This window comes from Halomonas sp. AOP43-D1-4 (assembly GCF_052446175.1).
GTDB classification, from domain to species: domain Bacteria; phylum Pseudomonadota; class Gammaproteobacteria; order Pseudomonadales; family Halomonadaceae; genus Vreelandella; species Vreelandella citrativorans.
Genome location: NZ_JBQSVY010000003.1, coordinates 62,851 through 85,284, shown reverse-complemented (window position 1 = coordinate 85,284; position 22,434 = coordinate 62,851). Strand labels below are relative to the sequence as shown.

General features: G+C 52.1%; 22 protein-coding genes and 1 pseudogene. 14 read left to right on the top strand and 9 right to left on the bottom strand.

The window, feature by feature from the left end:
• Positions 1-409: 409 nt before the first annotated feature.
• The 6 genes from ACT3RQ_RS03980 to ACT3RQ_RS03955 form a co-directional block, all read right to left on the bottom strand.
• On the bottom strand, positions 410-634 hold the full coding sequence (locus tag ACT3RQ_RS03980) for a hypothetical protein (protein WP_172116663.1): 225 nt from the start codon (positions 632-634) through the stop codon (positions 410-412).
• 92 nt (positions 635-726) lie between these two features.
• Positions 727-1,539, bottom strand: coding sequence for a peptidylprolyl isomerase (locus tag ACT3RQ_RS03975; RefSeq protein ID WP_444621628.1), 813 nt, complete (start codon positions 1,537-1,539; stop codon positions 727-729).
• Between the two features lie 25 nt (positions 1,540-1,564).
• Positions 1,565-2,254: a respiratory nitrate reductase subunit gamma gene (narI, locus tag ACT3RQ_RS03970; RefSeq protein ID WP_444680041.1), complete on the bottom strand. Its 690-nt coding sequence runs from the start codon at positions 2,252-2,254 to the stop codon at positions 1,565-1,567.
• A gap of 13 nt (positions 2,255-2,267) precedes the next feature.
• Complete coding sequence (gene narJ, locus ACT3RQ_RS03965; RefSeq protein ID WP_444680040.1) at positions 2,268-3,050, bottom strand: nitrate reductase molybdenum cofactor assembly chaperone; 783 nt, start codon at positions 3,048-3,050, stop codon at positions 2,268-2,270.
• Complete coding sequence (gene narH, locus ACT3RQ_RS03960; RefSeq protein WP_193056418.1) at positions 3,043-4,605, bottom strand: nitrate reductase subunit beta; 1,563 nt, start codon at positions 4,603-4,605, stop codon at positions 3,043-3,045. Before narH ends, narJ begins: the two co-directional genes overlap by 8 nt.
• Positions 4,602-8,372, bottom strand: a complete 3,771-nt coding sequence (locus ACT3RQ_RS03955) for a nitrate reductase subunit alpha (protein ID WP_444639915.1) — start codon at positions 8,370-8,372, stop codon at positions 4,602-4,604. Before ACT3RQ_RS03955 ends, narH begins: the two co-directional genes overlap by 4 nt.
• A 269-nt stretch (positions 8,373-8,641) precedes the next feature.
• Between ACT3RQ_RS03955 and ACT3RQ_RS03950 the strand changes: the two genes are divergently transcribed.
• Positions 8,642-9,028 carry a SirB2 family protein gene (locus ACT3RQ_RS03950; RefSeq protein ID WP_444680039.1) on the top strand — a complete coding sequence of 129 codons (387 nt, stop codon included), beginning with the start codon at positions 8,642-8,644 and terminating at the stop codon, positions 9,026-9,028.
• Between the two features lie 37 nt (positions 9,029-9,065).
• Here ACT3RQ_RS03950 and ACT3RQ_RS03945 read toward each other — a convergent pair whose 3' ends face one another.
• On the bottom strand, positions 9,066-9,488 hold the full coding sequence (locus ACT3RQ_RS03945) for a MarR family transcriptional regulator (protein ID WP_444629889.1): 423 nt from the start codon (positions 9,486-9,488) through the stop codon (positions 9,066-9,068).
• Positions 9,489-9,614: 126 nt separating this feature from the next.
• On the opposite strand from ACT3RQ_RS03945, the gene ACT3RQ_RS03940 reads away from it, so the two are divergent.
• The 6 genes from ACT3RQ_RS03940 to ACT3RQ_RS03915 all read left to right on the top strand — a co-directional run bounded on the left by ACT3RQ_RS03940 (position 9,615) and on the right by ACT3RQ_RS03915 (position 17,210).
• Positions 9,615-10,181 carry a YIP1 family protein gene (locus ACT3RQ_RS03940; protein ID WP_192527102.1) on the top strand — a complete coding sequence of 189 codons (567 nt, stop codon included), beginning with the start codon at positions 9,615-9,617 and terminating at the stop codon, positions 10,179-10,181.
• A 328-nt stretch (positions 10,182-10,509) separates the two neighbouring features.
• Positions 10,510-12,357 (top strand): histidine kinase, encoded by a 1,848-nt coding sequence (locus ACT3RQ_RS03935; protein ID WP_444680038.1) that lies wholly within the window; start codon positions 10,510-10,512, stop codon positions 12,355-12,357.
• A 2-nt stretch (positions 12,358-12,359) separates the two neighbouring features.
• Positions 12,360-13,025 (top strand): two-component system response regulator NarL, encoded by a 666-nt coding sequence (gene narL / locus ACT3RQ_RS03930; RefSeq protein ID WP_444680037.1) that lies wholly within the window; start codon positions 12,360-12,362, stop codon positions 13,023-13,025.
• Positions 13,026-13,267: 242 nt separating this feature from the next.
• Positions 13,268-14,863 carry an antiporter gene (locus tag ACT3RQ_RS03925; RefSeq protein ID WP_441679325.1) on the top strand — a complete coding sequence of 532 codons (1,596 nt, stop codon included), beginning with the start codon at positions 13,268-13,270 and terminating at the stop codon, positions 14,861-14,863.
• Positions 14,864-14,941: 78 nt separating this feature from the next.
• Complete coding sequence (locus ACT3RQ_RS03920) at positions 14,942-16,189, top strand: MFS transporter (RefSeq protein ID WP_444680036.1); 1,248 nt, start codon at positions 14,942-14,944, stop codon at positions 16,187-16,189.
• Between the two features lie 238 nt (positions 16,190-16,427).
• Complete coding sequence (locus tag ACT3RQ_RS03915) at positions 16,428-17,210, top strand: 3-hydroxybutyrate dehydrogenase (RefSeq protein WP_444680035.1); 783 nt, start codon at positions 16,428-16,430, stop codon at positions 17,208-17,210.
• Between the two features lie 143 nt (positions 17,211-17,353).
• Here the strand turns inward: ACT3RQ_RS03915 and ACT3RQ_RS03910 are convergent.
• A pseudogene (locus ACT3RQ_RS03910) lies at positions 17,354-17,518 on the bottom strand (IS481 family transposase); the annotation flags it as partial.
• Between the two features lie 474 nt (positions 17,519-17,992).
• A complete protein-coding gene (locus tag ACT3RQ_RS03905) occupies positions 17,993-18,208 on the bottom strand; it encodes a hypothetical protein (RefSeq protein WP_444640229.1) in 216 nt (71 codons plus the stop codon).
• 1,126 nt (positions 18,209-19,334) lie between these two features.
• Here ACT3RQ_RS03905 and ACT3RQ_RS03900 point away from each other — a divergent pair.
• From ACT3RQ_RS03900 to ACT3RQ_RS03870, 7 genes are all read left to right on the top strand, one after another.
• Positions 19,335-19,505 carry a hypothetical protein gene (locus ACT3RQ_RS03900; RefSeq protein WP_444680034.1) on the top strand — a complete coding sequence of 57 codons (171 nt, stop codon included), beginning with the start codon at positions 19,335-19,337 and terminating at the stop codon, positions 19,503-19,505.
• Between the two features lie 94 nt (positions 19,506-19,599).
• Entirely contained in the window at positions 19,600-19,920 is a 321-nt protein-coding gene (locus ACT3RQ_RS03895) for a hypothetical protein (protein ID WP_444680033.1), read from the top strand.
• Positions 19,920-20,084 carry a hypothetical protein gene (locus ACT3RQ_RS03890; protein ID WP_444680032.1) on the top strand — a complete coding sequence of 55 codons (165 nt, stop codon included), beginning with the start codon at positions 19,920-19,922 and terminating at the stop codon, positions 20,082-20,084. The genes ACT3RQ_RS03895 and ACT3RQ_RS03890 overlap by 1 nt, the downstream gene beginning before the upstream one ends.
• Positions 20,085-20,143: 59 nt before the next feature.
• Entirely contained in the window at positions 20,144-20,311 is a 168-nt protein-coding gene (locus tag ACT3RQ_RS03885; protein ID WP_444680031.1) for a hypothetical protein, read from the top strand.
• Between the two features lie 167 nt (positions 20,312-20,478).
• Positions 20,479-20,847: a hypothetical protein gene (locus ACT3RQ_RS03880; RefSeq protein ID WP_444680030.1), complete on the top strand. Its 369-nt coding sequence runs from the start codon at positions 20,479-20,481 to the stop codon at positions 20,845-20,847.
• A gap of 414 nt (positions 20,848-21,261) precedes the next feature.
• Positions 21,262-21,483, top strand: coding sequence for a DUF4224 domain-containing protein (locus ACT3RQ_RS03875; RefSeq protein WP_444680029.1), 222 nt, complete (start codon positions 21,262-21,264; stop codon positions 21,481-21,483).
• Complete coding sequence (locus tag ACT3RQ_RS03870; protein WP_444680028.1) at positions 21,480-22,307, top strand: tyrosine-type recombinase/integrase; 828 nt, start codon at positions 21,480-21,482, stop codon at positions 22,305-22,307. The genes ACT3RQ_RS03875 and ACT3RQ_RS03870 overlap by 4 nt, the downstream gene beginning before the upstream one ends.
• The last annotated feature ends 127 nt before the right edge of the window (positions 22,308-22,434 follow it).

Here is a 22,434-nt window from a genome sequence, read left to right as displayed (position 1 = left end):
AGGCCACCTGCTAATCCACTTCGGGTTAAGTAGTAGAAACTTAGCCATAAGTAGTTATAACTATAATCTTATTTATCATACTTATTGAGGACGCCATGCACTCTAATACAAATTAACAATAAGAAACGTTCTTTTGATTTAAAAATAGTATGTAACATTAGATGAAAAAAGGCCTATAGTCTTTCATCACCCGTATTCGGGTTGATACATAACTCATGGAGGAGAAAGTGATGATCGCTGTTCATCAGGGTACCAAAATTGCGTTTTCAGCTATTTACCGGCGTTTGGTTATCAACCAGCTTATAACGATGTAGCGTGATATTTAGTTCTGCGACCCTTGGCTAGCCGTAACGACGTCTAGGCCAAGGGTGGCGGAGTCTATGAGAGTTTTCAGCCACAAGCGGTTCAATCAAACTTTCTTTTTATCTCCGGTAATTTCATCGGTGACTTTTCGCAATCCCCTTTCAATCGGATGCTCATCATCATTATCACCTGTCACGCTAAACTCTGAGTTCGCCCCCCCGCTGTATATTTCTGCACCACAAGTGCCACACGTTGGGAGGGCATTTTCCGTATCGTTTGCGTCGGCGATATATTCCTTACCACATTTCTGACACTTATCGACATGTTCCATGACCGTTCTCCTTTTTCCTATATCACTTCAACCTTAGAAGAAAGAAATGGTTCCATAAAGTCCGGGCAAGCCGATAACCACGCAGAGTGGTCCTATTGCATCAGACTACCGCCCGCGTCGTCGTCAAGCGCGATTCCCTGGACGCCTATCTCCGCCTCTAATGACAACAGGTAGTGGCGCAATGCGCGCCGCGTTGCCTGTTCCTCCAGGTGATGGCGAACACGTTCGGTAACGGCTTCGTAAGGCAGCAACTGCCCTTCCTCGCGGGCATCAACCACCACCAAGTGCCAACCATAGCGGGAGGCAATGGGCCGCTCATGAAGGCCGTTGGGTAAGTGGTGTAGCACTCGGTCAAGTTCAGCAACCGTTTGCCCTTGGGCCAACCAGCCGAGCTCCCCACCTTGGGTGTTGGAAGGACACGCTGAGTGGCGCTGGGCAAACTCCGTAAAGCGCGCAGGATCGTCCTTCAATGTTTCCAGCAGTGTTACGCCTTGCTGATAGTGTGCATCCCGAGCCACAGCATCTTCAGGCGCCGCAGCCAGCAAAATATGACGCACCTTTAAGCGTGTGGGCTCACTAAAACGCTCGGGGTGGTGCGCATAAAAGCGTTGGCAATCTTCGGTGCTGGGCTCCGGCACGTTCAGCGCTTGCTCTAGAAGCTGTGCAATCACCTTGTCATCCGCTGTTTCATTATCAGCCAATAACCCTTGCGCCTGGGCCTGCTGACACAGCAGCTCACGGACAACCAACGCCCGCGCAGCCTTAAGCTGGGCACTCCCCGCACTGTCTGACGGGTGATACTGCATTTCATGGGCAATGTCGCTTTCTTCAATAGCGCGGCTGCCCACCTGTATCAATGGTAGCGTGGCTTCACTTGGCAGCGCTTCGATATCAATCATTTGCATAACAACTCTCCTGATAAATTAGCGCTTAGCCGCGTTTACGCACTAATTGATAGCGCCGGGTCAGATAACCGAAAGGCACGCTCCATACATGCACTAGCCGAGTGAAAGGGAACAACAGGATAATGGTTAGCCCCAAAAAGATATGCAGCTTGAATATCCAGGAAACATCTTGCAGATAGTTCGCTGCGCCGCCGTTAAAGAACACAATGGCCTGTGCCCAGCTTGCCAATGTCAGCATCATTTCGCCATCCATATGGCCCAGCGTGAAGAAAATGGTCGTCAGCCCAAGGCATGCCTGAATAAGCAAAATAGCCAGAATCAGCGTATCCATTTTACTCGATGAGGCGCGCACACGTGGATTGAACATCCGCCGATAAAGCAGCATCGCCCCGCCGATCACACACAACACGCCGGCAATACCACCAATCACCACGGCAAGCAGTTGCTTGGTGCTAGGGAGAAGAAAGTGCTCATACATCCAGTGTGGAGTAAGCAGACCAACCAAGTGGCCAAAAAAGATGGTAATGATGCCGATATGGAAGAGATTGCTGGCCAGGCGCATGTTTTTGGTCGACAGCATCTGGCTGGAGCCGGTCTTCCAGGTGTACTGCCCGTAGTCAAAACGCACCAGGCTCCCAAACAGAAATACGGTACCGGCGAGATAGGGATAGTAGCCGTAGATAAAATGCTCGAGGTAAGTCGTAATAGCGGACATTGAGATTCTCCTGTTAACGACCCATTGCCGGAGGCTGGGCTCCGGGAGAGAGAATGCGAACGGCATCGTGTTGAACACCCTGCTTGCGTTCAGCCAAGCGACGCCCTTCGGCAGATTGCAACGCACAGTCCTCGTCGGATGCCGCAGAAAAGCGTACGGCTTCCTCTTCCCATACGGCATCCAGCGCTTCGGGGGTATTGTCAGGCTTTTCCGCCTTCACAACGGGGCGATGCGCGTTTATGTCCGCTTCGGCGCCGATGAGCGCCAGCAGCGCATGGATCACCAGGGCATAGTCGCTATCACGCTCTTCCAGGCGAGCGGCAAGTAACGCCAGAATATGGCGAATATTGCCAATCCAGCGGGCCATTTCCGCATCGCTTCGCGTGGAGAGATACTCCAGGAACAGCGGTAAATAGTCAGGAAGCTCCCGGGCGTCTAGCTCAAAACCCGCCTTTTGATACTCATCCATGAGATCCACCATGGCCTGGCCACGCTCTCGTGACTCTCCGTGTACGTGTTCAAACAGCAGCATCGATGTAGCCCGACCCTGTTCGAAAAGCGCGACATACTCGGCTTGAAGGCTTAAAAGCTCGCTATCGGCAATTTGCTGACACCAACTCATCAAACGTTGGCGTAACGAAGCGGGCCAGCGATTCTCCGCGGCCACGATCTCGACAAGCTCCCCTACGGCCTGCTGCAATTCAGCTGTTGGGTAGTCAAGCAACCGCGACAGTACACGCAGGCTGCGCATGGTCTGTTGCTCTGGGGTCAAGAGCGGTTCTGCCAGATTACTCATGACGAGCCTCCTCGGATTGCGCCTGCGGATCAAAAACATTGACCGGCTTCACCATCGTGCTCTCAACAGGCCGACCGTTGAACAGGTTCGCTGTGCTCTCGCCGTTGCACCCGTCACCAAAGGTGAATCCACACCCACCCCGTTCCGGGAAGGCGTCGCGCGCCATCTCGCGGTGGCTGGTTGGAATCACGAACCGATCTTCATAGTTGGCGATTGCCAGATAGCGGTACATGTCCTCCACCTGAGCAACGCTTAGACCCACATCTTCCAGCACGCTGATATCCGCTTCTCCTTCAACATGCTTACCGCGCATATAAAGGCGCATCGCCATCAAACGCTTAAGCGCGAGCACAACGGGGGCTTCTTCCCCGGCGGTCAGCATATTGGCCAAGTACTTCACCGGGATGCGCAGCGACTCAATTTTTGGCATCACGCCATCGAACTCGACCTTACCCGCTTCGGCCGCAGACTGAATGGGCGACAGCGGCGGTACGTACCAGACCATGGGCAGCGTGCGGTATTCAGGGTGCAGCGGAAGCGCCAGCTCCCAATCAATGGCCAGTTTGTAGACAGGCGATGCCTGAGCGGCCTGAATGACGTTGTCGGGAATACCGTCTTTCTTGGCTTGGGCAATGACCTCAGGGTCGTGAGGGTCCAGGAAGATGTCGCGCTGGCGATGGTACAAGTCCTGCTCGTCGGCGGAGCTTGCGACTTCCTCAATGCGGTCGGCGTCATAAAGCAGGACACCTAAATAGCGAATACGCCCCACGCAAGTTTCTGAGCAGATGGTTGGCTGGCCCGACTCAATACGCGGATAGCAGAAAATGCACTTCTCGGATTTGCCGCTTTTCCAGTTGTAGTAGATCTTCTTGTAGGGGCAACCGGAAATACACATCCGCCAGCCGCGGCACTTATCCTGGTCAATCAGTACGATGCCGTCTTCTTCACGTTTATAAATGGCGCCACTGGGGCAGCTTGCCACGCAGGTAGGGTTAAGGCAGTGCTCACACAGGCGTGGCAGATACATCATGAAGGTGTTTTCGAACTGGCCGTAGATATCTGCCTGCACCTGTTCAAAGTTGATGTCCTTGCGACGCTTGGCAAACTCGGTGCCCAGAATTTCCTCCCAGTTAGGGCCCCATTCAATTTTCTTCATGCGCTCGCCAGAGATCAGTGAACGCGGGCGGGCTACCGGCTGGTGCTGGCCGGGCTTGGCAGTGTGCAGGTGCTGGTAATCAAAGGTGTAAGGTTCGTAGTAGTCATCAATAGCGGGTAAGTCGGGGTTGGCGAAGATATTGGCCAATACACGCCATTTACCGCCAATGCGTGGCTCGATCTTGCCATCACGGCTGCGCATCCAGCCGCCCTTCCACTTGGCCTGGTTTTCCCACTCTTTGGGATAGCCGATACCCGGCTTGGTCTCAACGTTGTTGAACCAGGCATACTCGACACCTTCGCGGCTAGTCCAGACGTTTTTGCACGTTACTGAGCAGGTGTGACAACCAATGCACTTATCAAGGTTGAGGACCATGCCTACCTGAGAGCGAATTTTCATTTCACGGCCTCCTGAACGTCATCTTGGCCTTCACCATCCAGCCATTCGATATGCTTCATCTTGCGTACCAGCACGAACTCATCGCGGTTCGAGCCTACGGTTCCGTAGTAATTGAAGCTGTAAGCGAGCTGGGCGTAGCCGCCGATCATATGAGTGGGTTTAGGGCAAACACGCGTCACAGAGTTATGAATACCACCACGCGTGCCGGTAATTTCCGAACCGGGGACGTTCACCTGACGCTCCTGGGCGTGGTACATCATCACCATGCCATCCTTAACGCGCTGGCTGACCACGGCGCGGGCAGCAATCGAGCCATTGGCGTTATAAACCTCTATCCAGTCGTTGTCCTGAATATCGATATCGGCGGCGTCAGCTTCGGAAAGCCACACCACGGGGCCACCGCGGTTCAGCGTCAACATCAGCAGGTTGTCAGAGTAGGTGGAGTGAATCCCCCACTTTTGGTGCGGTGTCAGGAAATTCAGTGCCTTGCTTTTGAAGCCGTTATCCTCGGGCAGCTTGAAATTTTCCGCGGCGCGAGTATTGATCGGTGGGCGATACACCAACAGGCTTTCGCCGAAGTCGCGCATCCAGGCATGATCCTGATAGAACTGCTGACGGCCACTGACCGTGCGCCACGGAATCAGCTCATGAACGTTGGTATACCCGGCGGTATAGGAGACGTGCTCATCCTCCAGGCCCGACCAAGTGGGGCTGGAAATGATCTTGCGCGGTTGCGCCACGATATCGCTAAAGCGGATTTTTTCATCCTCTTTAGGTCGTGCCAGATGCGAGTGGTCGCGCCCGGTAATTTTGGAGAGTGCCTCCCACGCCTTGAGTGCTACCTGGCCATTGGTTTCTGGCGCCAGCGTCAGTACGGTTTCTGCCGCGTCAATAGCGCTTTCGATGTTCGGGCGCCCTTTTGCCGGGCCTTCATGCTTAACGTGATTCAGTTTGCCGATCAGTTCTATTTCGCTATCCGTGTTCCAACTGATGCCTTTGCCACCATTACCGAGCTTTTCAAGCGCCGGGCCAAGTGAGGTAAAACGCTCGTACGTGGCGGGGTAATCGCGCTGTACTTCTATCAATGCAGGCATGGTTTTGCCGGGGATGGGCGCGCACTCGCCTTTTTTCCAATCCTTTACATCTATCTGCGCAAGCTCGCCCGGGGAGTCGTGCTGCATGGGGAGCGTGACTAAATCCGTCTCTTCGCCCAAGTGGCCCACACACGCTTTCGAGAACGCCTTGGCGATGCCTTTATAGATGTCCCAATCGCTGCGCGATTCCCAGGCAGGATCGGTGGCAGCCGTTAGCGGATGGATAAACGGGTGCATGTCGGAGGTATTAAGGTCGTTCTTTTCATACCAGGTCGCCGTGGGTAGCACGATGTCCGAATAGAGGCAGGTCGTCGACATACGAAAATCAAGCGTGACTAATAGATCAAGCTTGCCTTCAGGCGCCTCGTCGTGCCATTTGACCTCTTCTGGCTTCTGCCCGCCAAAATCGCCCAGGTCTTTACCCTGAATGCCATGCCGAGTCCCCAGCAGGTACTTGAGCATGTATTCATGCCCTTTACCGGAGCTACCCAGCAGGTTAGAACGCCAGATAAACATGTTACGCGGGAAGTTCTGGGGGTTATCCGGGTCTTCGGCAGCAAAAGAAAGCTCACCGGCTTTTAATTGCTGAACGACATAATCCTTGGTGGCCATGCCGGCGTCTTTGGCCTTGCCCGCCAAATGCAGCGGATTCGTGGTTAGCTGAGGAGCAGACGGCAGCCAGCCCATACGCTCGGCGCGTACGTTGTAGTCGATCAAGCTGCCGGTATGACGACGTGGGTCAGCCAGTGGCGAAAGGATCTCTTTGATCTCAAGCTTCTCATAGCGCCACTGCGAAGAGTGGTTATAGAAGAATGACGTAGAGTTCATATGACGTGGTGGGCGCGTCCAATCAAGCCCAAATGCCAAGGGCAGCCAGCCCGTTTGGGGGCGCAATTTTTCCTGGCCGACATAGTGTGCCCAGCCGCCGCCGCTCTGGCCAATACACCCGCACATGATCAGCATATTGATCAAGCCGCGGTAGTTCATATCCATGTGGTACCAGTGGTTCATACCGGCACCCACGATAATCATGGAACGCCCACGTGTCTTGTGGGCATTATCGGCAAATTCCCGCGCGATACGAGTACACTGCTCTGCCGAGACGCCGGTAATTTTTTCCTGCCAAGCGGGGGTGTAGGGTTTTATCTGGGCATAGTCGGTAGCGCCATCGTCCTCACCCGCTTGACCAAACCCACGGTCGATACCGTAGTTGGCACACATCAGGTCAAAGACTGTCACCACCAGCACGCTGCTGCCATCGGCTTTTTGCAGCCGTTTAGCGGGCAGGCTATGGAACAAGCGGTCGCCACTCTCGCCTTCTACATGCGCAAAGTGCTTATGCTCGATACCGCCGAAATAGGGAAAGGCCACGCGCGCGATGTCGTCATGGCGCTCGGCAAGGCTCAAGAGAGGTGAAATTTCAACGCCATCGGCATCCAAAGACTCCAGGTTCCATTTACCCTGGTGAGCTTCTTCTTCCCCCCAGCGGAAACCAATAGAGCCCTGCGGTACCACCAGCTGATCACGTGCGTCATCCCAAACCAGTGTTTTCCATTCAGGATTATTTTCCTGCCCCAGGTGATCAGCAATGTCACTGGCGCGCAGTTGGCGTCCGGGCACAAGAGAGCCATCATCGCGTGGCTCCAGCTCGACCAGGCAGGGCATATCGGTATACCGGCGCACGTAATCGGTAAAGTAGGCGCTGGGATTTTCAAGATGAAACTCTTTGAGAATGACGTGGCCCATGGCCATGGCGAGTGCTGCGTCGGTGCCCTGTTTGGCAGAGAGCCACTCATCTGTGAGTTTGGAAACCTCGGCGTAATCGGGGGTAATGGAAACGGTTTTGGTGCCCTTATAGCGAACCTCGGTGAAGAAGTGGGCATCTGGTGTGCGGGTCTGAGGCACATTCGACCCCCAGGCAATGATATAGCCTGAGTTGTACCAGTCGGCAGATTCGGGAACATCGGTTTGTTCGCCCCACGTCATCGGCGAGGCGGGTGGCAAATCGCAGTACCAGTCGTAAAAGCTCATGCACACGCCACCGATTAACGACAGGTAGCGGCTACCGGCGGCGTAACTGACCATCGACATGGCAGGGATAGGCGAAAAGCCAATGATGCGATCAGGCCCGTACTGTTTGGCGGTATAAACGTTGGAAGCCGCGATTAACTCATTAAGCTCATCCCAGTTGCCACGAACAAAGCCACCCATGCCGCGGGCGCGTTTGTACTCTTTTGTTTTGGCCGGGTCTTCAACAATAGAAGCCCAAGCCTCTACTGGGTCACCTTTTTCACTTAACGCTGCACGCCAAAGCGCCAGCAGCGGTTTACGGATAAGGGGATACTTAAGGCGGTTAGCACTGTAAAGATACCACGAGTAGCTTGCCCCTCGAGGGCAGCCGCGAGGCTCATGATTAGGCAGGTCGGGGCGTGTACGTGGGTAATCGGTCTGTTGAGTTTCCCATGTCACCAGGCCGTTTTTGACGTAAATTTTCCAGCTACACGAGCCGGTACAGTTAACTCCGTGGGTAGAGCGGACGACCTTGTCGTGTTGCCATCGGCGGCGGTAACTGTCTTCCCACTGGCGGTCTTCCTGGCGAACTTCGCCGTGGTCATTGGCAAAAGGCTCGCGCGTTTTGCGGAAAAAATTTAGCCGGTCAATGAAATGACTCATGGTCGATCTCCCTGGCGCCAAAAAGAAAGCAATGCCTAAACAGGCGTCTTGGAAATCGATTCTGAGCGATTAAAACGGCAATATCTGCCAGGTTACCTCCATATAACCCCACCCTACCTCTTAAGGGATACGCGGCTAAAGACCACAGGTGACGACGTTTCATTCATGGCAGTAAATCAGACAAGATAGCGATGAAACTCCGTATAACCCCTCAGCGAAAAGAGGTGGTTCTTGTTCACAAGAAGCTGTTTTAATCCAGAGATAAACGTATGATTGAGCACTATTTTGCGGTTAAGCATCTTCATATGGCGGCCGCCTATGCGAGCCTCGCCTTCTTTATAGTATGTGCTTATTGGTCAGTCACTGAGCGACCGATTCTTAAGGCGCGCTGGGTCAAGATACTCCCTCATATCATCGATACGGCGCTTCTAACCTTCGGCGTGCTATTGGCCATCATGCTGAGCTTCTGGCCACTTCCGCCATGGCTCAGCGCCAAAATCACCGCGCTGATTGTTTATATTCTGCTCGGCACAATGGCGATTAAACGCGGTAAAACGCCAGCCATTCGGGCCGGTGCCGCCGTGGCAGCGGTGCTTGTATTTATCTATATACTGGGCGTTGCGATGCATCGGACTCCGCTTTCATGGCTAAGCTGATGACGCTACCTATAAAAAGTGACGCCATTAACGCGCATTACTCACCAGGCGGGAATAACATACCGGCATGAAGTTGGTAGAGGTCTGGCTGATGCGCTTCCGCAATTCGGGTGACGCGTTCGATTCCCTCCTCCAACAAGTGCACCTCTATTTGGCGGCGGTCTTCACGTCCTTGACGGCGCTCAACGAGTGATAGCTGCTCACAGCGATCGATCAATGCCACAGTGCCGTGATGCTTGGCTTGCAGCCGCTCGGCAAGCTCACCTACCGTTGCCCAATCACGCTCAGCAAAGCCGCGTAAGTGCAGCAACAGCTGGTATTGCAACGCGGTGAGCCCATGCTTGCGGCAGATATCTTCGCTGCGACGTAAAAAACAGCGTAACTGATAGCGAAACTGGGATAGACGCTCGAAATCTTCCTTATCAAGCTCGTCTTTTTGCACTGCTGTTTTTTTTGCCATGGATGCTCCTTAACGTGCTCGTGACGACTTCCCCCCGCTTGACAATACCGAAGACGTCCTCTAAAAATAAAATATCATCATATGATATATAGCCGTTTAATTTTAAGACACCAAGAGGTAGTTGAGATGAATGTACTGACATTTTTCAAAATGCCCTTTAGTCATCGCGCTGGTTGGCAAGCGCTTAAAGCGAACTCGCCCTCCATTCCGACGTTAGCGTGGTGTGTGGTTCTTCCCATGTCGTTATTGCCCCCTTTAATGCTCTATTATGCAGGAACGCATTATGGCGATACCTTTATGACTGGTTTTGCTGAAAGGGAGTGGCGGTTTATTACGACGATTCTTTTTTTGGCCGAGCTACTGACTTTTTTTATAATGGGCTGGGTTATTCACGCAGTCGTCAATGGTGTCGAGCAACTTTCAATTAGCTATAAAAATGCCTATTTGCTTGCCACACTCGCTCCTCTTCCCTTATGGATTTCATCCCTTGCGCTATGGGTGCCCTCGTTATTTTTCAATATGATCGTCGGATTGGCGGCTCTAGGCGTGTCATGCAGTCTGATTTATCACGGCTTGCAAGCGCTCTGCACTCGTAACGAGCTGGATGTTGCCACTATATCAGCCACTTATACTATTATGTCAGCCGGCATTCTTGGATGGGGTGTTTTGCTCGCGGTTGTTTGGGCTTACTAAACGCCGTTGAACGCCATGGTAGTTCTAGCGCATTTTCAATGTGCGAAGACGTCGCTTGTGAGCACTAAAAATAACGCTCATCAGAAATACCCGAATCTAAAAAAACACACGGCCTCACTTTTTTTTAAGTTTTACGTGATTGGCCTCTTAACCAACCATTATATTGACGAGAGACAAAGAAGATTACATGATCCATCAGGATACGATGTATCTGCTTCTCATATCTTTCGATAAGTAATATAGTCATTTATCGTTAGCCACACCGTCGGCTTCAGCAGCTTTTACTTATCTTTTTAAGACCCCTTCTTTTTAAATCCATGGGAGTCGCATGAATCTCTTACGCCACTCTCTTGTAGCTCGTATTACTGCTTACCTCCTGGCCATCACAGGGATGACCGTTCTCAGCATCGGCTTCACCATGATGGTTGCCCAAAATAGCCAGGGTGATGCAGCGGCGATTAATGTCGCGGGCTCATTACGCTTGAACAGCGCTCAGCTTTCTGAAGCCTTGGGCCCATTGACCCAAACGCAAAACGGGTCTCAACAAAACGTTAACCAACTGACTGATCAGCTTACCGCGAAACTGGAAGGCCCAGCACTCGCCGTTGGGTATCACTACACCCATGATGAGGTGCTTCAAGAGCAGCTTACTGGGCTAAAAGCGCTGTGGCATAACACCTTAATCCCCCTGCTTGATGATGCTATTCACGGTAGTAGCAACGATATAGCACAAGCCAGAGTAGCGCTGAATAATCTTATTCATCATATTGACCAGTATGTCTCGACACTTGAAAGCAGCACTAAATCCAAGATGCATTTACTGGGTTCTCTGCAGCTGCTTTTTTTCCTTTTGATTGGTGTGCTGCTTTTCATTGCGCTCTACGATATTCGGCATAATCTGGTGACGCCACTCCGCCAGCTTAGAGTCCTGAGCCGAGAAGCGGGCCATGGCAACTTCCAGTATCGCTCTAATTTTTCCAGCCACGATGAGCTAGGCCAGCTTGGGCGCGCTTTTGATCAGATGGCAGCGAGGCTGGATACGCGTTACCAGGCGTTGGAAGCGCGTGTATCTCGCAAGCAGGCTGAGCTTAAACGCCACAATCGCGCCCTCCAGATCATTCACAATGGGAGCCGTACGCTTTATGGGGGCGGCAATGACCTTTGCGCCAGCACGGCACCTATCTTACGCGAGCTTGAAGACCTACTGGATATCGGCCCTATCGTGCTTTCGCTGCGCAGCGAGCATGACGATACTGATATGGCAATTTTGGCAACCCACTCATCCGAGCGGCCTCTCTATTGTCGAGACTTAAACTGCCTTGCCTGCCTGGAGCCGCAACGAGGCAATTCAGTTGCTCGCAATGCCGAAGCGATCGTGCTGCCCGTTGCGGTTGGCGAGGAGATTCTTGGCTCCCTGACCGTGGGCTACTCTGCGCCCATCAACGCATCGAAGCAGCAGCTACTCAATACGCTTACCGACAACCTGGCCACAGCTATCTTTTTACAGAAGCGTATTGAAGAAGAGCAACAGCTTTCTCTTGTCAACGAGCGCACGATTATTGCCCGTGAGCTTCACGATTCACTCGCGCAGTCGCTGTCTTATTTAAAGATGCAGGTAACCCGCCTGGAACGCATGCAGGCGAAGCAATTTTCCGCCGAGCAACAACGTGGCGTGACCAGCGATTTACGTGAAGGGCTGAATAGCGCCTATCGCCAGCTCCGTGAGCTATTAAGCACATTCCGGCTTAGTTTGGATACGCCAGGCCTTCAACCCGCCCTTCAGCAAACCATCAAAGAATTTAGCCAGCGGCTTGGGTTCCCGGTCGAGCTAACCTACCGCCTGCCGCCCCACTTACTTAGCGCAAGTGAAGAAATACACCTGCTGCAAATCACGCGCGAAGCACTCGCCAATACACATAAACATGCCAAAGCTCACTGGGCACACGTTAGCCTGGTGTTTGATCAGGCAACACTGCACTTGGCGATTGAAGATGACGGTATAGGCCTACAGGATGATCAGTCCCCCCCCATGCACTACGGGCTAGTGATCATGCGTGACCGAGCCAATAACATTAATGCCGACCTTCATTTCAATAATCGACCGGAAGGAGGCACAGGCGTTTATCTGTGCTTTACCCCGTTGACCGAACGTCTTATCAAGGAAGGAAGTACTTGAATATGGCTAGCGAAATTTACGACGAGCCCGCCACACTTATCGTAATTGATGATCATCCATTGCTACGACGAGGCGTACGTCAATTACTGGAAATGGAAGATGATCTGGCATTGGTATTTGAAACAGGAAGCCCCCGTGAAGGCATCCATCAAGCCATCACGCTTGATCCAGACATGGTACTGCTGGATCTCAATATGCCCGAAATGGATGGCCTGGAAACACTTAAACATTTGCGCGAAGAAGGTTATGCAGGCCGCGTCATTATGTATACCGTGTCAGATCAGGAAGACGACGTGGTCGATGCACTGCGTGGCGGGGCCGATGGCTACTTGTTAAAGGACATGGAGCCAGAGGATATGATTCATCAACTGCGCCAGGCTGCCAAAGGCCGCATGGCCATTAGCGAAAATTTAACAGCGCTACTTGCCCAAGCATTGCGCAACCAGCGTTCACTCCCTACGAAACCGTCTATTAATGCGCTTACTCAGCGCGAAAAAGAGATTCTTGCCGAATTAGCCGCAGGCATGTCGAACAAGCTCATTGCCCGCAAGCTTGATATTACCGAAGGCACCGTCAAGGTACATGTTAAGCACCTGCTCAAAAAGCTAAGCCTACGCTCCCGCGTTGAAGCGGCTGGTTGGGCCGTACAAGAAGGCCTCAATAAGTAGCTGAAAGCCTGCCATGAGTGGATACCCCTTAAAATCCAACTTCCACTTATTGCCATTTATTACACCACCAAACGCATCATTAAAACTTTTAAAAACAATACATTAGATACTCAACATACATACCTCGTAAGAGGTACTTGAGAGTTCCCATCCATTGACCTGCCTCATTCCCCCTCTGCTTGCTAGCGCGTATCTTTCGTATAAGCAGTGCTATGCGGCACTTTTCTACAAGGGGGTACATGATGGCCAGAAAAAATGCTGACATTGAACGCTGGGATGTCGAAGACTCCGGCTTCTGGGAAAACGAAGGAAAGCACATTGCAAACCGCAATTTATGGATTTCTATTCCGAGCCTTCTGGTAGGCTTTGCGGTATGGATGATGTGGGGCATGATCGCCACCCAGATGCAAAACCTGGGCTTTCCTTTCACTACTGACCAGCTCTTTACCCTTACCGCTACTGCGGGGCTGGCGGGCGCAACATTACGTATTCCTGCGGCATTTATGCTTAGTTTAGCGGGGGGACGTAATACGGTTTTTCTCACCACAGCATTGCTGATCATACCCGCAGCAGGCACTGGGTTCGCGCTTATGAATCCGAACACGCCTTTCTGGATCTTTCAGGCACTGGCCCTGTTATCAGGTATTGGCGGAGGAAACTTTGCCTGTTCCATGAGTAATATTTCGAGCTTCTATCCCAAAAAACAGCAAGGCTACGCACTGGGAATGAACGCAGGGCTTGGCAATTTTGGTGTCACCACCATGCAAATCCTTGTTCCCCTAGTGATGACTGTCGGCCTTTTTGGTGTTCTTGCGGGCGGCCCCATGGAGCTTCAAAACACAAGCGGAACCTTGATTGGCCGAATTGAGGCGGGCACCCTTACCTGGATACAGAATGCGGCGTTTATCTGGGTGCTCTTTCTCATCCCTTTAGCCTTTGCTGGCTGGTTTGGTATGAATAACTTGCGCCCTATTAGCCCCGACCCAGGCACACCGCTACAGGCATTTGGAAAAATACTGGGGCTTTATGGTGTAGGTATTATTGCGACATTCCTTGGCCTTGTGGCGCTGTCTTGGCTAAATATGTGGCTGGCTCTACCCTGCACCGTCATTGTCACTCTGATCATGCTGCGCCTTATACCTGGCGAACAAATCAAACCTAACATCCAAAAACAGTTTACGATTTTCCGTGATAAACACACGTGGGCAATGACGCTACTTTACATCGTCACCTTTGGCTCATTTATTGGCTTTTCAGCGGCTCTTCCCCTTTCAATCACGATTATATTCGGCAATATGGCCGAAATAGCGGCCGATGGCAGCATTAATCGAATCGCCAACCCGGATGCGCCTAGCGCGCTTACGTGGTCATGGATAGGCCCTTTTATAGGTGCGCTGGTGCGCCCTATCGGTGGCTGGGTAGCTGATAAATTCGGGGGCTCACTGGTCACACAAATCATCACGGTGGTAATGGTCTTTGCATCAGCCGGAGCAGGTTACGTCATGATGCTGGCGTACAACGCCACCGATCCTAACCAATACTTCTGGTTATTCATGCTGCTGTTTATGGTGCTCTTCACCGCCAGCGGCATCGGCAACGGCTCTACATTTCGCAGTATTGGCTTTATTTTTGACGCGCAGAAAAAGGGTCCGGTACTGGGTTGGACAGCGGCTATTGCTGGTTACGGCTCGTTTATTGCCCCCGTTGTGCTGGGGGATCAAATTCGTGCAGGTTCGCCTGAAGTAGCCATGTATGGTTTTGCCGTTTTTTACCTGGTTTGCCTGCTGATCAACTGGTGGTTCTACCTGCGCAAAAATGCCTATGTGCGGAATCCATAGTGATTTGATGCCTTATTAAATTGGAAATCTGGATATCAATGCTATCTATCCTATTGACGGGAAAACTCAGGGGGCGCCATGGCTACCCATCGTTTTAAGCAGAATGCGGTACTCATTGCCAACACCTTTGCGTTCACCATGTGCTTTATGGTCTGGACCATGTTTGGTGAAATTGGCGTTCCTATTGCCGAGGAATTAGCACTTAACGGAACGCAGTTTGGCATTTTAACGGCCATTCCCATTCTTACCGGCGCTCTCGCCCGCTTGCCTTTGGGCTCAATGACAGACCGTTACGGCGGGCGTCCGGTTTTCTTTATTGTGCTTTTGGTTATTGTGCCCGCTATCTGGCTGGTGCAGTTCGCCACCGCTTATTGGCAGTTATTAATACTAGGCGCTTTTATCGGCCTATCCGGGGGAGCTTTTTCGGTTGGTATCACTTATACGGCAAAGTGGTTTGAAAAAGATCGCCAAGGCTTGGCAATGGGGGTATTTGGGGCGGGCAATGCGGGTGCCGCTGTTACCAAATACATAGCCCCTACCGTTATCGTTATGCTTGGCTGGCAAGCGGTACCCAATCTGTATGCGATTATCATGCTCGCAACTGCCGCTTTCTTTTGGTTCTTCTCGTTTACTGACCCGAGCCATCGCAATACACAACGTAGCTCCTTGCGTGAGCAGCTCAACGTTATCAACGACCCAAAAGTCTGGAAGTATTGTCAATACTATTCGGTAGTGTTCGGCGGCTATGTCGGCGTCTCACTATGGCTTACCCGTTACTACATGAATGAATATGGCTTTGGTATTCAATTAGCTGCCGTGATTGCCACTATTTTCGTCTTGCCTTCCGGCATTATTCGCGCATTCGGCGGTTGGTTATCGGATCGTTTCGGCGCCCACACCGTGACCTGGACATGCTTATGGGCGAGTCTAATTGCGCTCTTTATCATGTCCTATCCAGAGACTTACTATAGCGTTCAAGGCGCTGCCAATGGGGCTCGTGTGGAGTTTGGATTTGGCATACCCGTGTGGCTTTTCACTACCGCGCTACTTGTAGTGGGCATTGCGTGGGGAATTGGTAAAGCTTCTGTCTTTAAGTATCTTGCCAATGACTACCAGGAAAACCTTGGTTTGGTATCCGGCATTGTCGGCCTTGCAGGCGGCCTGGGAGGTTTTCTACTGCCTATCATGTTTGGCGCCCTCGTCGACCTGACAGGCATCGCCACCACCGTATGGATGCTGTGCTTCGCGGTAACACTTATTTCGATTATCTGGATGTGGTGGACAGAAAGACGTGTCAAAACGTTTACAAAAGAGACGGAAGATTAAGCAAATCATATTTCCTCTCTTCTGAAAGCCGTTGCTTGCAGTTTTAAGTAGCGGCCTTTAGTAATTTGCCATGATGGAGAGTTGTCTACCACAGTGATCAGCGAGATTATATGCTGCTTATCTGCCGGTTCTTGGCGTGGTTTCAGCCACTCACTGCATCGCCAAACTGGTCCTTGGCTTGGGCCAGGTTGTTTTGGATTATCTTGATGGCACTTCCAACACTTAAAAGGAGTATACCATGGCGCGTTTTGACAACAGAATTGGTCTTATTACTGGGTCTGCCAGCGGCATCGGCAAGGAAATTGCCATTCGTTTTGCTGCCGAGGGTGGTACTCCTATCATCGCTGATCTCAACCTGGATGCCGCCAAGGCCACTGCCGAAGAGATCAAAGCCTCGGGCTCCGATGCGTTTGCGGTGGCAATGAACGTCACCGACGAAGCGCAAGTCGAAAAGGCGGTGAATAAGGTCATTGCCAAGTACGGCAAGATTGACGTCCTGGTCAGTAACGCAGGTATCCAGACCGTACATCCGCTGGTCGACTTTCCGTTTGAAGACTGGAAAAAGCTGCTGTCCATCCATCTTGACGGCGCATTCCTTACTACGCGAGCCTGCTTAAAACACATGTACGCCGCCAATTATGGCCGTGTAATTTACATGGGCTCGGTCCACTCCAAAGAGGCCTCTAAGCTCAAGGCGCCCTATGTCACCGCCAAGCATGGCCTGATCGGCCTCAGCAAGGTGCTGGCCAAGGAAGGAGCAGAGTACAACGTGACCTCCAACGTGGTATGCCCAGGTTTTGTGCGCACACCGTTGGTAGACAAACAGATCCCTGAGCAAGCAAAAGAGCTGGGTATCACTGAAGAGGAAGTGATCAAGAACGTCATGCTTAAAGACACGGTGGATGGGCAATTCACTACCACTGACGATGTGACCGATGCCGTACTGTTCTTTGCGGGTGCCGAGAGCAATGTGATGACCGGTCAGTCGTTGGTAGTAAGCCACGGCTGGTTTATGCAGTAACCCGCTAGCCTGCTGATGTCGGGGCCCGCATGATTGATTACACCTTCCAAAATAATTCGGGCCTATCAGCCTGACACTGCTTCATTGCGCCCATCGGAGGCTGATGGTGCGTTGATGTGGTGGTTGTACAGCCAGTTACAACGTGACAGATCATGTTGCGTCTCTCGGTAGCGCCACCGGGCAATCGTGGGACAAGAAACACGATAACGCAGCGCCAATTCACTATCGCTAACCGAGGCGGGTGCCAGCTGGATCTCGCGGCGGATGCGTGGGGTAGTGGTCGCTGTCTTGTGTAATTTGATATCCATTTCACTGCTCCTGAATAAAGTAAGCAATGAGATCACGTGCTGCCAACAGATATGACTTAACCTATCATCCGGCCTCTTACACCAAGTGTCCAATACCTTACTTAGTGGTATCGCCAGGTTATCAAAGCAAAAGTAAGTTCGTGTACCTCAGCCATGTAGTGGCAAAGCTGGAGATTCAACGGGCTCCATGAAACCGGAACGCCAAAGGGAAAGTAATCTCATGCAACTTAGGAAGGCGTCTTCGGTAGTAGTTAGGAACAGGCAGTTACGAGTCCCTTCAGTTCTACGCGTGGAGAACACGAGAGACCAAGGGGAGTGCGTGAAGGCTACGACATGTCAATGGAAGCGCCTTAGTCATATCCAAGGCGCACCCGAAAGCCAGTTTACTGAGTCGGCCAGCACGGCAGATCAGATCAGATCAGATCAGTAATGACGACTTGCACGAGCTGGCCAACAAAGTGCGAAGCGAGGCGCTTATCGGTTCTTCATGCCCTTGCCACTGGCACCGAAGACACCCAAAACGCCATCACCAATCTCTTTGCCAATTTTATCTAGATTATCAAGGAAAGATCGCTTAGTGCCTATTTCGGAGTCGCAAGCGGCGCAAACAACTTGCTCATCATCGTTATCAGGGATGCTGAGTTCGGTATTGCCGCAGTCTGGGCATTGTGCCGTGATTGTGTCAGCCATTTTTTTAGCTCCTGGTGTGTGGAAACTTCAGGATAGCTAAGACGCGCTAACTGCGATAGTGAGACCCAGCGCCCCGGTCGAGGCCGAGAATGCCGACCATTTCCCTGCGCTTGTCCCTCACCCAAGGGGCTTTTTTCCAGAATTAGCCGTGTATTAGGCGAGCGCCAGGTGGCACCTGATATCGCAACTTGTGGCAGTCGCCAGGCGGCGGCTGGTGGCCAGGTGGCCTATCTGTGTACCAGATTCGGCATTCGCCGGGAGGCGGAAGATGCCCATTCGGGGCGTCCGAACCCCGCTCGTAGTCACGATGCCCACCGTACCCATAGCCGTCGCTGTATACCGCGCAACCAGACAGCGCTGCAGCGATAACTGCCGCAGCAGTTAATTGCAATTTTCTCATCTGTATCTCCTACCTCGCGATAACGCGAGATTACCAGAGATGCCCGCCAAACACTTAGCGGAATCTCGATATGGCCACATTATTGCCAATTACGAAATCCCATTGCCGTTAAAACCGGCGAATACCAAGACCGATAATCAGGCCAGACAAAAGCTCGCCGGCAAAACGTCGGCAAAACGTCGGCACGCTGATGAAAAGCGACGACGGCAATGAGTTCATCATTCTGCATCGCTGGTTTAATCCGGCAGGATTGCGCCTAATCCGGATAACCGCGATAGGGTAATCATGTCGTGCTTCAAGCCCAATAAACAGCATGGAAACGGCCATCCGCCAGCAAACAACGGAGGCTAACAACAGCCCCCGCATAACCAGCGTCCATCACAAAATAACCATCAGCCATACGGCGCCCCCAATCCTGCGCAGTATGACGATTTCGACGACAAAATCCCTTTTAACTGACGCCTGATCGGGGCGCTCAAATACCGAAAACGTAGAGCCTAGCGCCTCGCATTGCGGGGCTTTTTAGACTTCGCCATCACTACCTTGCGCAGAGCGCGCCATATTCTGCGATACAGCGCGGCACGGGCGGCAGCATTGCGCTTTTCAATATCCCGCATTTTCGGGTCAGGGTTGTGGAAAGCCATGTGATTCCCTTTTTTTATTAACGAAGGCTACCACTGTGATGACGTACATCGCCAGTGGGCTTCTTTTTGTCTGGAGGAAATTATGCAGGCACCAATTCTCATTAACGAGCCGCTGTTAACGCCGGATATGAAGCGCACCTGGAGTGGAGCTACTCAGCTTTTCCGTAAAGACTACAAAGACCGGCAATTCACCAGTGAAGAAACGCTGATGTTGTTCTGCGTCCGCCTGAACATCATTTATTTGCCGAGCTGATTGGCGGGCAATGGTGCTGGGTAAACGGCTGCGCTGAATGTAATGGTAAACCACGCGATTGGATGACCTATATCGAGTGCGATAAGCACGACGTTTGTCGCCTCAAAGCCAGTTACCAGAATCCCCATGGGGCGGCAAACACGACCGGCAATGCAAGCCTTGCGCCGAGATTGAGCACGAGGCAGAAAAGACGGAATCGCTTGCAGCGATGCCGAAAGAGCAAGACGAGATTGATTACCGCCTTGAGGATAATCCGCGCTGCCCCTATTGCGATTTACAGTTTGAAGCAGAACGCGAAGAAATTGACGGCATGGTCAATAGAGAGCAAGAGCGTGAATGCGAGCGATGCGATAACACGTTCACGATTGAAGCAGAGATCAGCGTTACCTATTCAACCGCGAGGATAAAAGGCTAATGAAAACAGAGCTATGGACAATAGCCCGCAACCCCACTGGCGAATGGCTCACTGCTGGGTCAGCTAACTCGCCAACGTATGAGCAGGCGGGGGAAGGCACTGCCCAGCCAGCGCAGGCCGTATCACGCGAAAGCGAGGGCTTTATAACGAGCAGCGAAAGGTAAGACATCCTTAAGGTAGCGACAGCATGATAGAGGTTTCTTAGAAATAGTAGAGGCAAGTTATGGGTTATCTAGACTACAGCAAACTGATGCTCACCAAGGTGGCTAAAGCCGAAGCGCGGGAAACCTGGGAGCGGCATATTGAAAGCCCTGACCAAGCGCTGCCTACTGGCCGGACGAGCCGCGACCGTTACATCGTTACCGGAGATAAACTTGGACCAAGCACTTGAAAAAGCCTAGAGGCCATTAACGAGCAGTTAGCATCCCGACATGAGGACATTGAAGCGAATAAAGCGGCGTTAATTGCCGAAAATGGGACATTAGCGGAGCGTATTGCTGCACTCGAAGCAGATAATGCAGAGCTGCGTCGGCAGCTTGTTTCGATGAGGGCCGCGTAATGACTATTGATCAACAATATACCGACGCACTAAAAGAGCTAGAGCAGGTTAAGGTCGAGCGTGACGAACTGGCGGCGCATGCAGAACCGGTAGCGGATACCATAGGCTTTCCGGCTCTCCACGATATTCGCCGCCAGACCTCCGTGATAGTAACGAATATTCAAAATTGCTGGCGTTTTGCAAAGTATCTGCATGCTATTGAAAACAAGTTTTTCATGGTCTCGGGAGAGCCAGACGAAGATTACCCAGATGATGAACCAGAAGATGAATGCTTGGTTAATTCTTGGGGCTCAACTGAAGAGCAGTATATTGATCAGTTCGCCAAAGCAATCGCGATAAAGCAGCAGAAGCGTTGGAGGATGCGCTAAAAAATGTGAATCATCAGAGTTTGCGTTTTCCATTAAGGGCTTTCTCTACCACACCGCCAACAAGCTCCGCCAACGCGCCGAGGCCCACCAATGACTCACCACCCCAAAGGCCGCATGTGCATGGCCTGCCGCCACGCTATCAAAGACTGCAGCCATCTATCCTTCCCAACCATGCCCGCCTTGAGCAAATGCAAACGCCGCGTGATCGTGCGCTGCACGGAGTTTGAGCATGCTAACCGACCTACCCAACGCCAAGCGGATCGCTGCGTTATTGAGGCAATAGCGCCTAGTACTTGATGCGCCGTGCTGGCGACTATCGACCTGACCGTTTAAAGACTTCCGCCGCCAATGAGCGGTTTTTTTACGTCCGCAGGCCCTGCCCGGGCCTCACGGTCCAATCATGGAGGCATCATCATGGACCTGTTGTTAACGCCGGTGGAGATTGAAACCTTAACGGGCCGAAAACGGTGCAAAGAGCAATGCGCCGCGCTCGATAGCATGGGCGTACGCTGGAAAATTAATGCTCGCGGTTCGCTTATCGTTGGCCGCCGGCATGTTGAGCAGGTGCTGTGCGGAGAGGCTTCCACCCAAGCACCAGAAATAAAACGACCTAAATTCGAGGCACTTCAAGCATGAAGCAAGATAAACCAGGCATCCCCCGTGTGTATTGGAAAAGCGGCGCCTGGCGGTACAAGTGCAACGCCCGCCAGAAAGCTTTGGTGGGCAAGAGCTGGATACGGTTAGGCGAAACAGTAGTAGCCGCTCAGTCTGAATTTGAGCGGTGGCAAGCAAGATTATTCCCAAAGGCAGGAATGGGCCTCATTTTTGACCGCTACGAGGCTGAAATCATCCCAGCCAAACCCTCAGAGGCAACACGCAAATCAAACCTGCAGGAATTAAAGAAGCTGCGTGCTGTGTTTGTCGAGTGCGAGCCGCGAGATATAACGGTGCACGACATTTATCGCTATATGGATGCCCGCGGCGTTCAATCGAAAACGCAGGCCAACCATGAGCTGGCCACGCTCAAACATATTTTTCGGTATGCCCAGCGCTGGGGGATCGTCGAGCACAACCCGGCTGATCCGGTGACCAAGATCAAAGTGAAGCCACGCGACCGCTATATCACCCATTCCGAGTTCGCCCGCTTTCTGAAATTCACGTCGCCATGGGTAAGGCGCTATGCCTTATTCAAATACAAAACTGGATTGAGGCAACGCGACATACTTACCTTGCGTCTTGATCAGCTAACTCCCGACGGCATCGCTTTACGAAGCAGCAAGGCGGGCAAGCAAGCTCTTATTCCGTGGGATGATGGACTTAGGCAGTTAGTGAAAGAGATTAAAGCCGATAACCTGGATAGAGGAAACAAGGCCCTACCCTATTCAGCAAGCGAAACGGAATGCCCTATAACAAGGATTCATTTAATTGCCGCTGGCAGTACGGCATGCGTAAGGCAATGACGAAGGCTTAATTGAACCGGTTTACTGAACATGATTTGCGCGCTAAGCATGCGACGGATGCTGACGAGCAAGGATTCGATGCGAGTAGCAATTTGCAGCACAGCGACCGGAGAACCACAGAGGTTTA

Bases quoted from the DNA above. Each gene is read 5' to 3' on its own strand.
- ACT3RQ_RS03935 (WP_444680038.1), top strand. From the start codon at position 10,510: ATGAATCTCTTACGCCACTCTCTTGTAGCTCGTATTACTGCTTACCTC.
- ACT3RQ_RS03900 (WP_444680034.1), top strand. From the start codon at position 19,335: ATGCAGGCACCAATTCTCATTAACGAGCCGCTGTTAACGCCGGATATG.
- ACT3RQ_RS03915 (WP_444680035.1), top strand. From the start codon at position 16,428: ATGGCGCGTTTTGACAACAGAATTGGTCTTATTACTGGGTCTGCCAGC.
- ACT3RQ_RS03950 (WP_444680039.1), top strand. From the start codon at position 8,642: ATGATTGAGCACTATTTTGCGGTTAAGCATCTTCATATGGCGGCCGCC.
- ACT3RQ_RS03905 (WP_444640229.1), bottom strand. From the start codon at position 18,208: ATGGCTGACACAATCACGGCACAATGCCCAGACTGCGGCAATACCGAA.
- ACT3RQ_RS03880 (WP_444680030.1), top strand. From the start codon at position 20,479: ATGACTATTGATCAACAATATACCGACGCACTAAAAGAGCTAGAGCAG.
- ACT3RQ_RS03885 (WP_444680031.1), top strand. From the start codon at position 20,144: ATGGGTTATCTAGACTACAGCAAACTGATGCTCACCAAGGTGGCTAAA.
- ACT3RQ_RS03980 (WP_172116663.1), bottom strand. From the start codon at position 634: ATGGAACATGTCGATAAGTGTCAGAAATGTGGTAAGGAATATATCGCC.
- ACT3RQ_RS03940 (WP_192527102.1), top strand. From the start codon at position 9,615: ATGAATGTACTGACATTTTTCAAAATGCCCTTTAGTCATCGCGCTGGT.
- ACT3RQ_RS03920 (WP_444680036.1), top strand. From the start codon at position 14,942: ATGGCTACCCATCGTTTTAAGCAGAATGCGGTACTCATTGCCAACACC.
- ACT3RQ_RS03925 (WP_441679325.1), top strand. From the start codon at position 13,268: ATGGCCAGAAAAAATGCTGACATTGAACGCTGGGATGTCGAAGACTCC.
- narJ (WP_444680040.1), bottom strand. From the start codon at position 3,050: ATGAGTAATCTGGCAGAACCGCTCTTGACCCCAGAGCAACAGACCATG.
- ACT3RQ_RS03875 (WP_444680029.1), top strand. From the start codon at position 21,262: ATGGACCTGTTGTTAACGCCGGTGGAGATTGAAACCTTAACGGGCCGA.
- ACT3RQ_RS03890 (WP_444680032.1), top strand. From the start codon at position 19,920: ATGAAAACAGAGCTATGGACAATAGCCCGCAACCCCACTGGCGAATGG.
- narH (WP_193056418.1), bottom strand. From the start codon at position 4,605: ATGAAAATTCGCTCTCAGGTAGGCATGGTCCTCAACCTTGATAAGTGC.
- ACT3RQ_RS03870 (WP_444680028.1), top strand. From the start codon at position 21,480: ATGAAGCAAGATAAACCAGGCATCCCCCGTGTGTATTGGAAAAGCGGC.
- ACT3RQ_RS03975 (WP_444621628.1), bottom strand. From the start codon at position 1,539: ATGCAAATGATTGATATCGAAGCGCTGCCAAGTGAAGCCACGCTACCA.
- narI (WP_444680041.1), bottom strand. From the start codon at position 2,254: ATGTCCGCTATTACGACTTACCTCGAGCATTTTATCTACGGCTACTAT.
- narL (WP_444680037.1), top strand. From the start codon at position 12,360: ATGGCTAGCGAAATTTACGACGAGCCCGCCACACTTATCGTAATTGAT.
- ACT3RQ_RS03945 (WP_444629889.1), bottom strand. From the start codon at position 9,488: ATGGCAAAAAAAACAGCAGTGCAAAAAGACGAGCTTGATAAGGAAGAT.
- ACT3RQ_RS03955 (WP_444639915.1), bottom strand. From the start codon at position 8,372: ATGAGTCATTTCATTGACCGGCTAAATTTTTTCCGCAAAACGCGCGAG.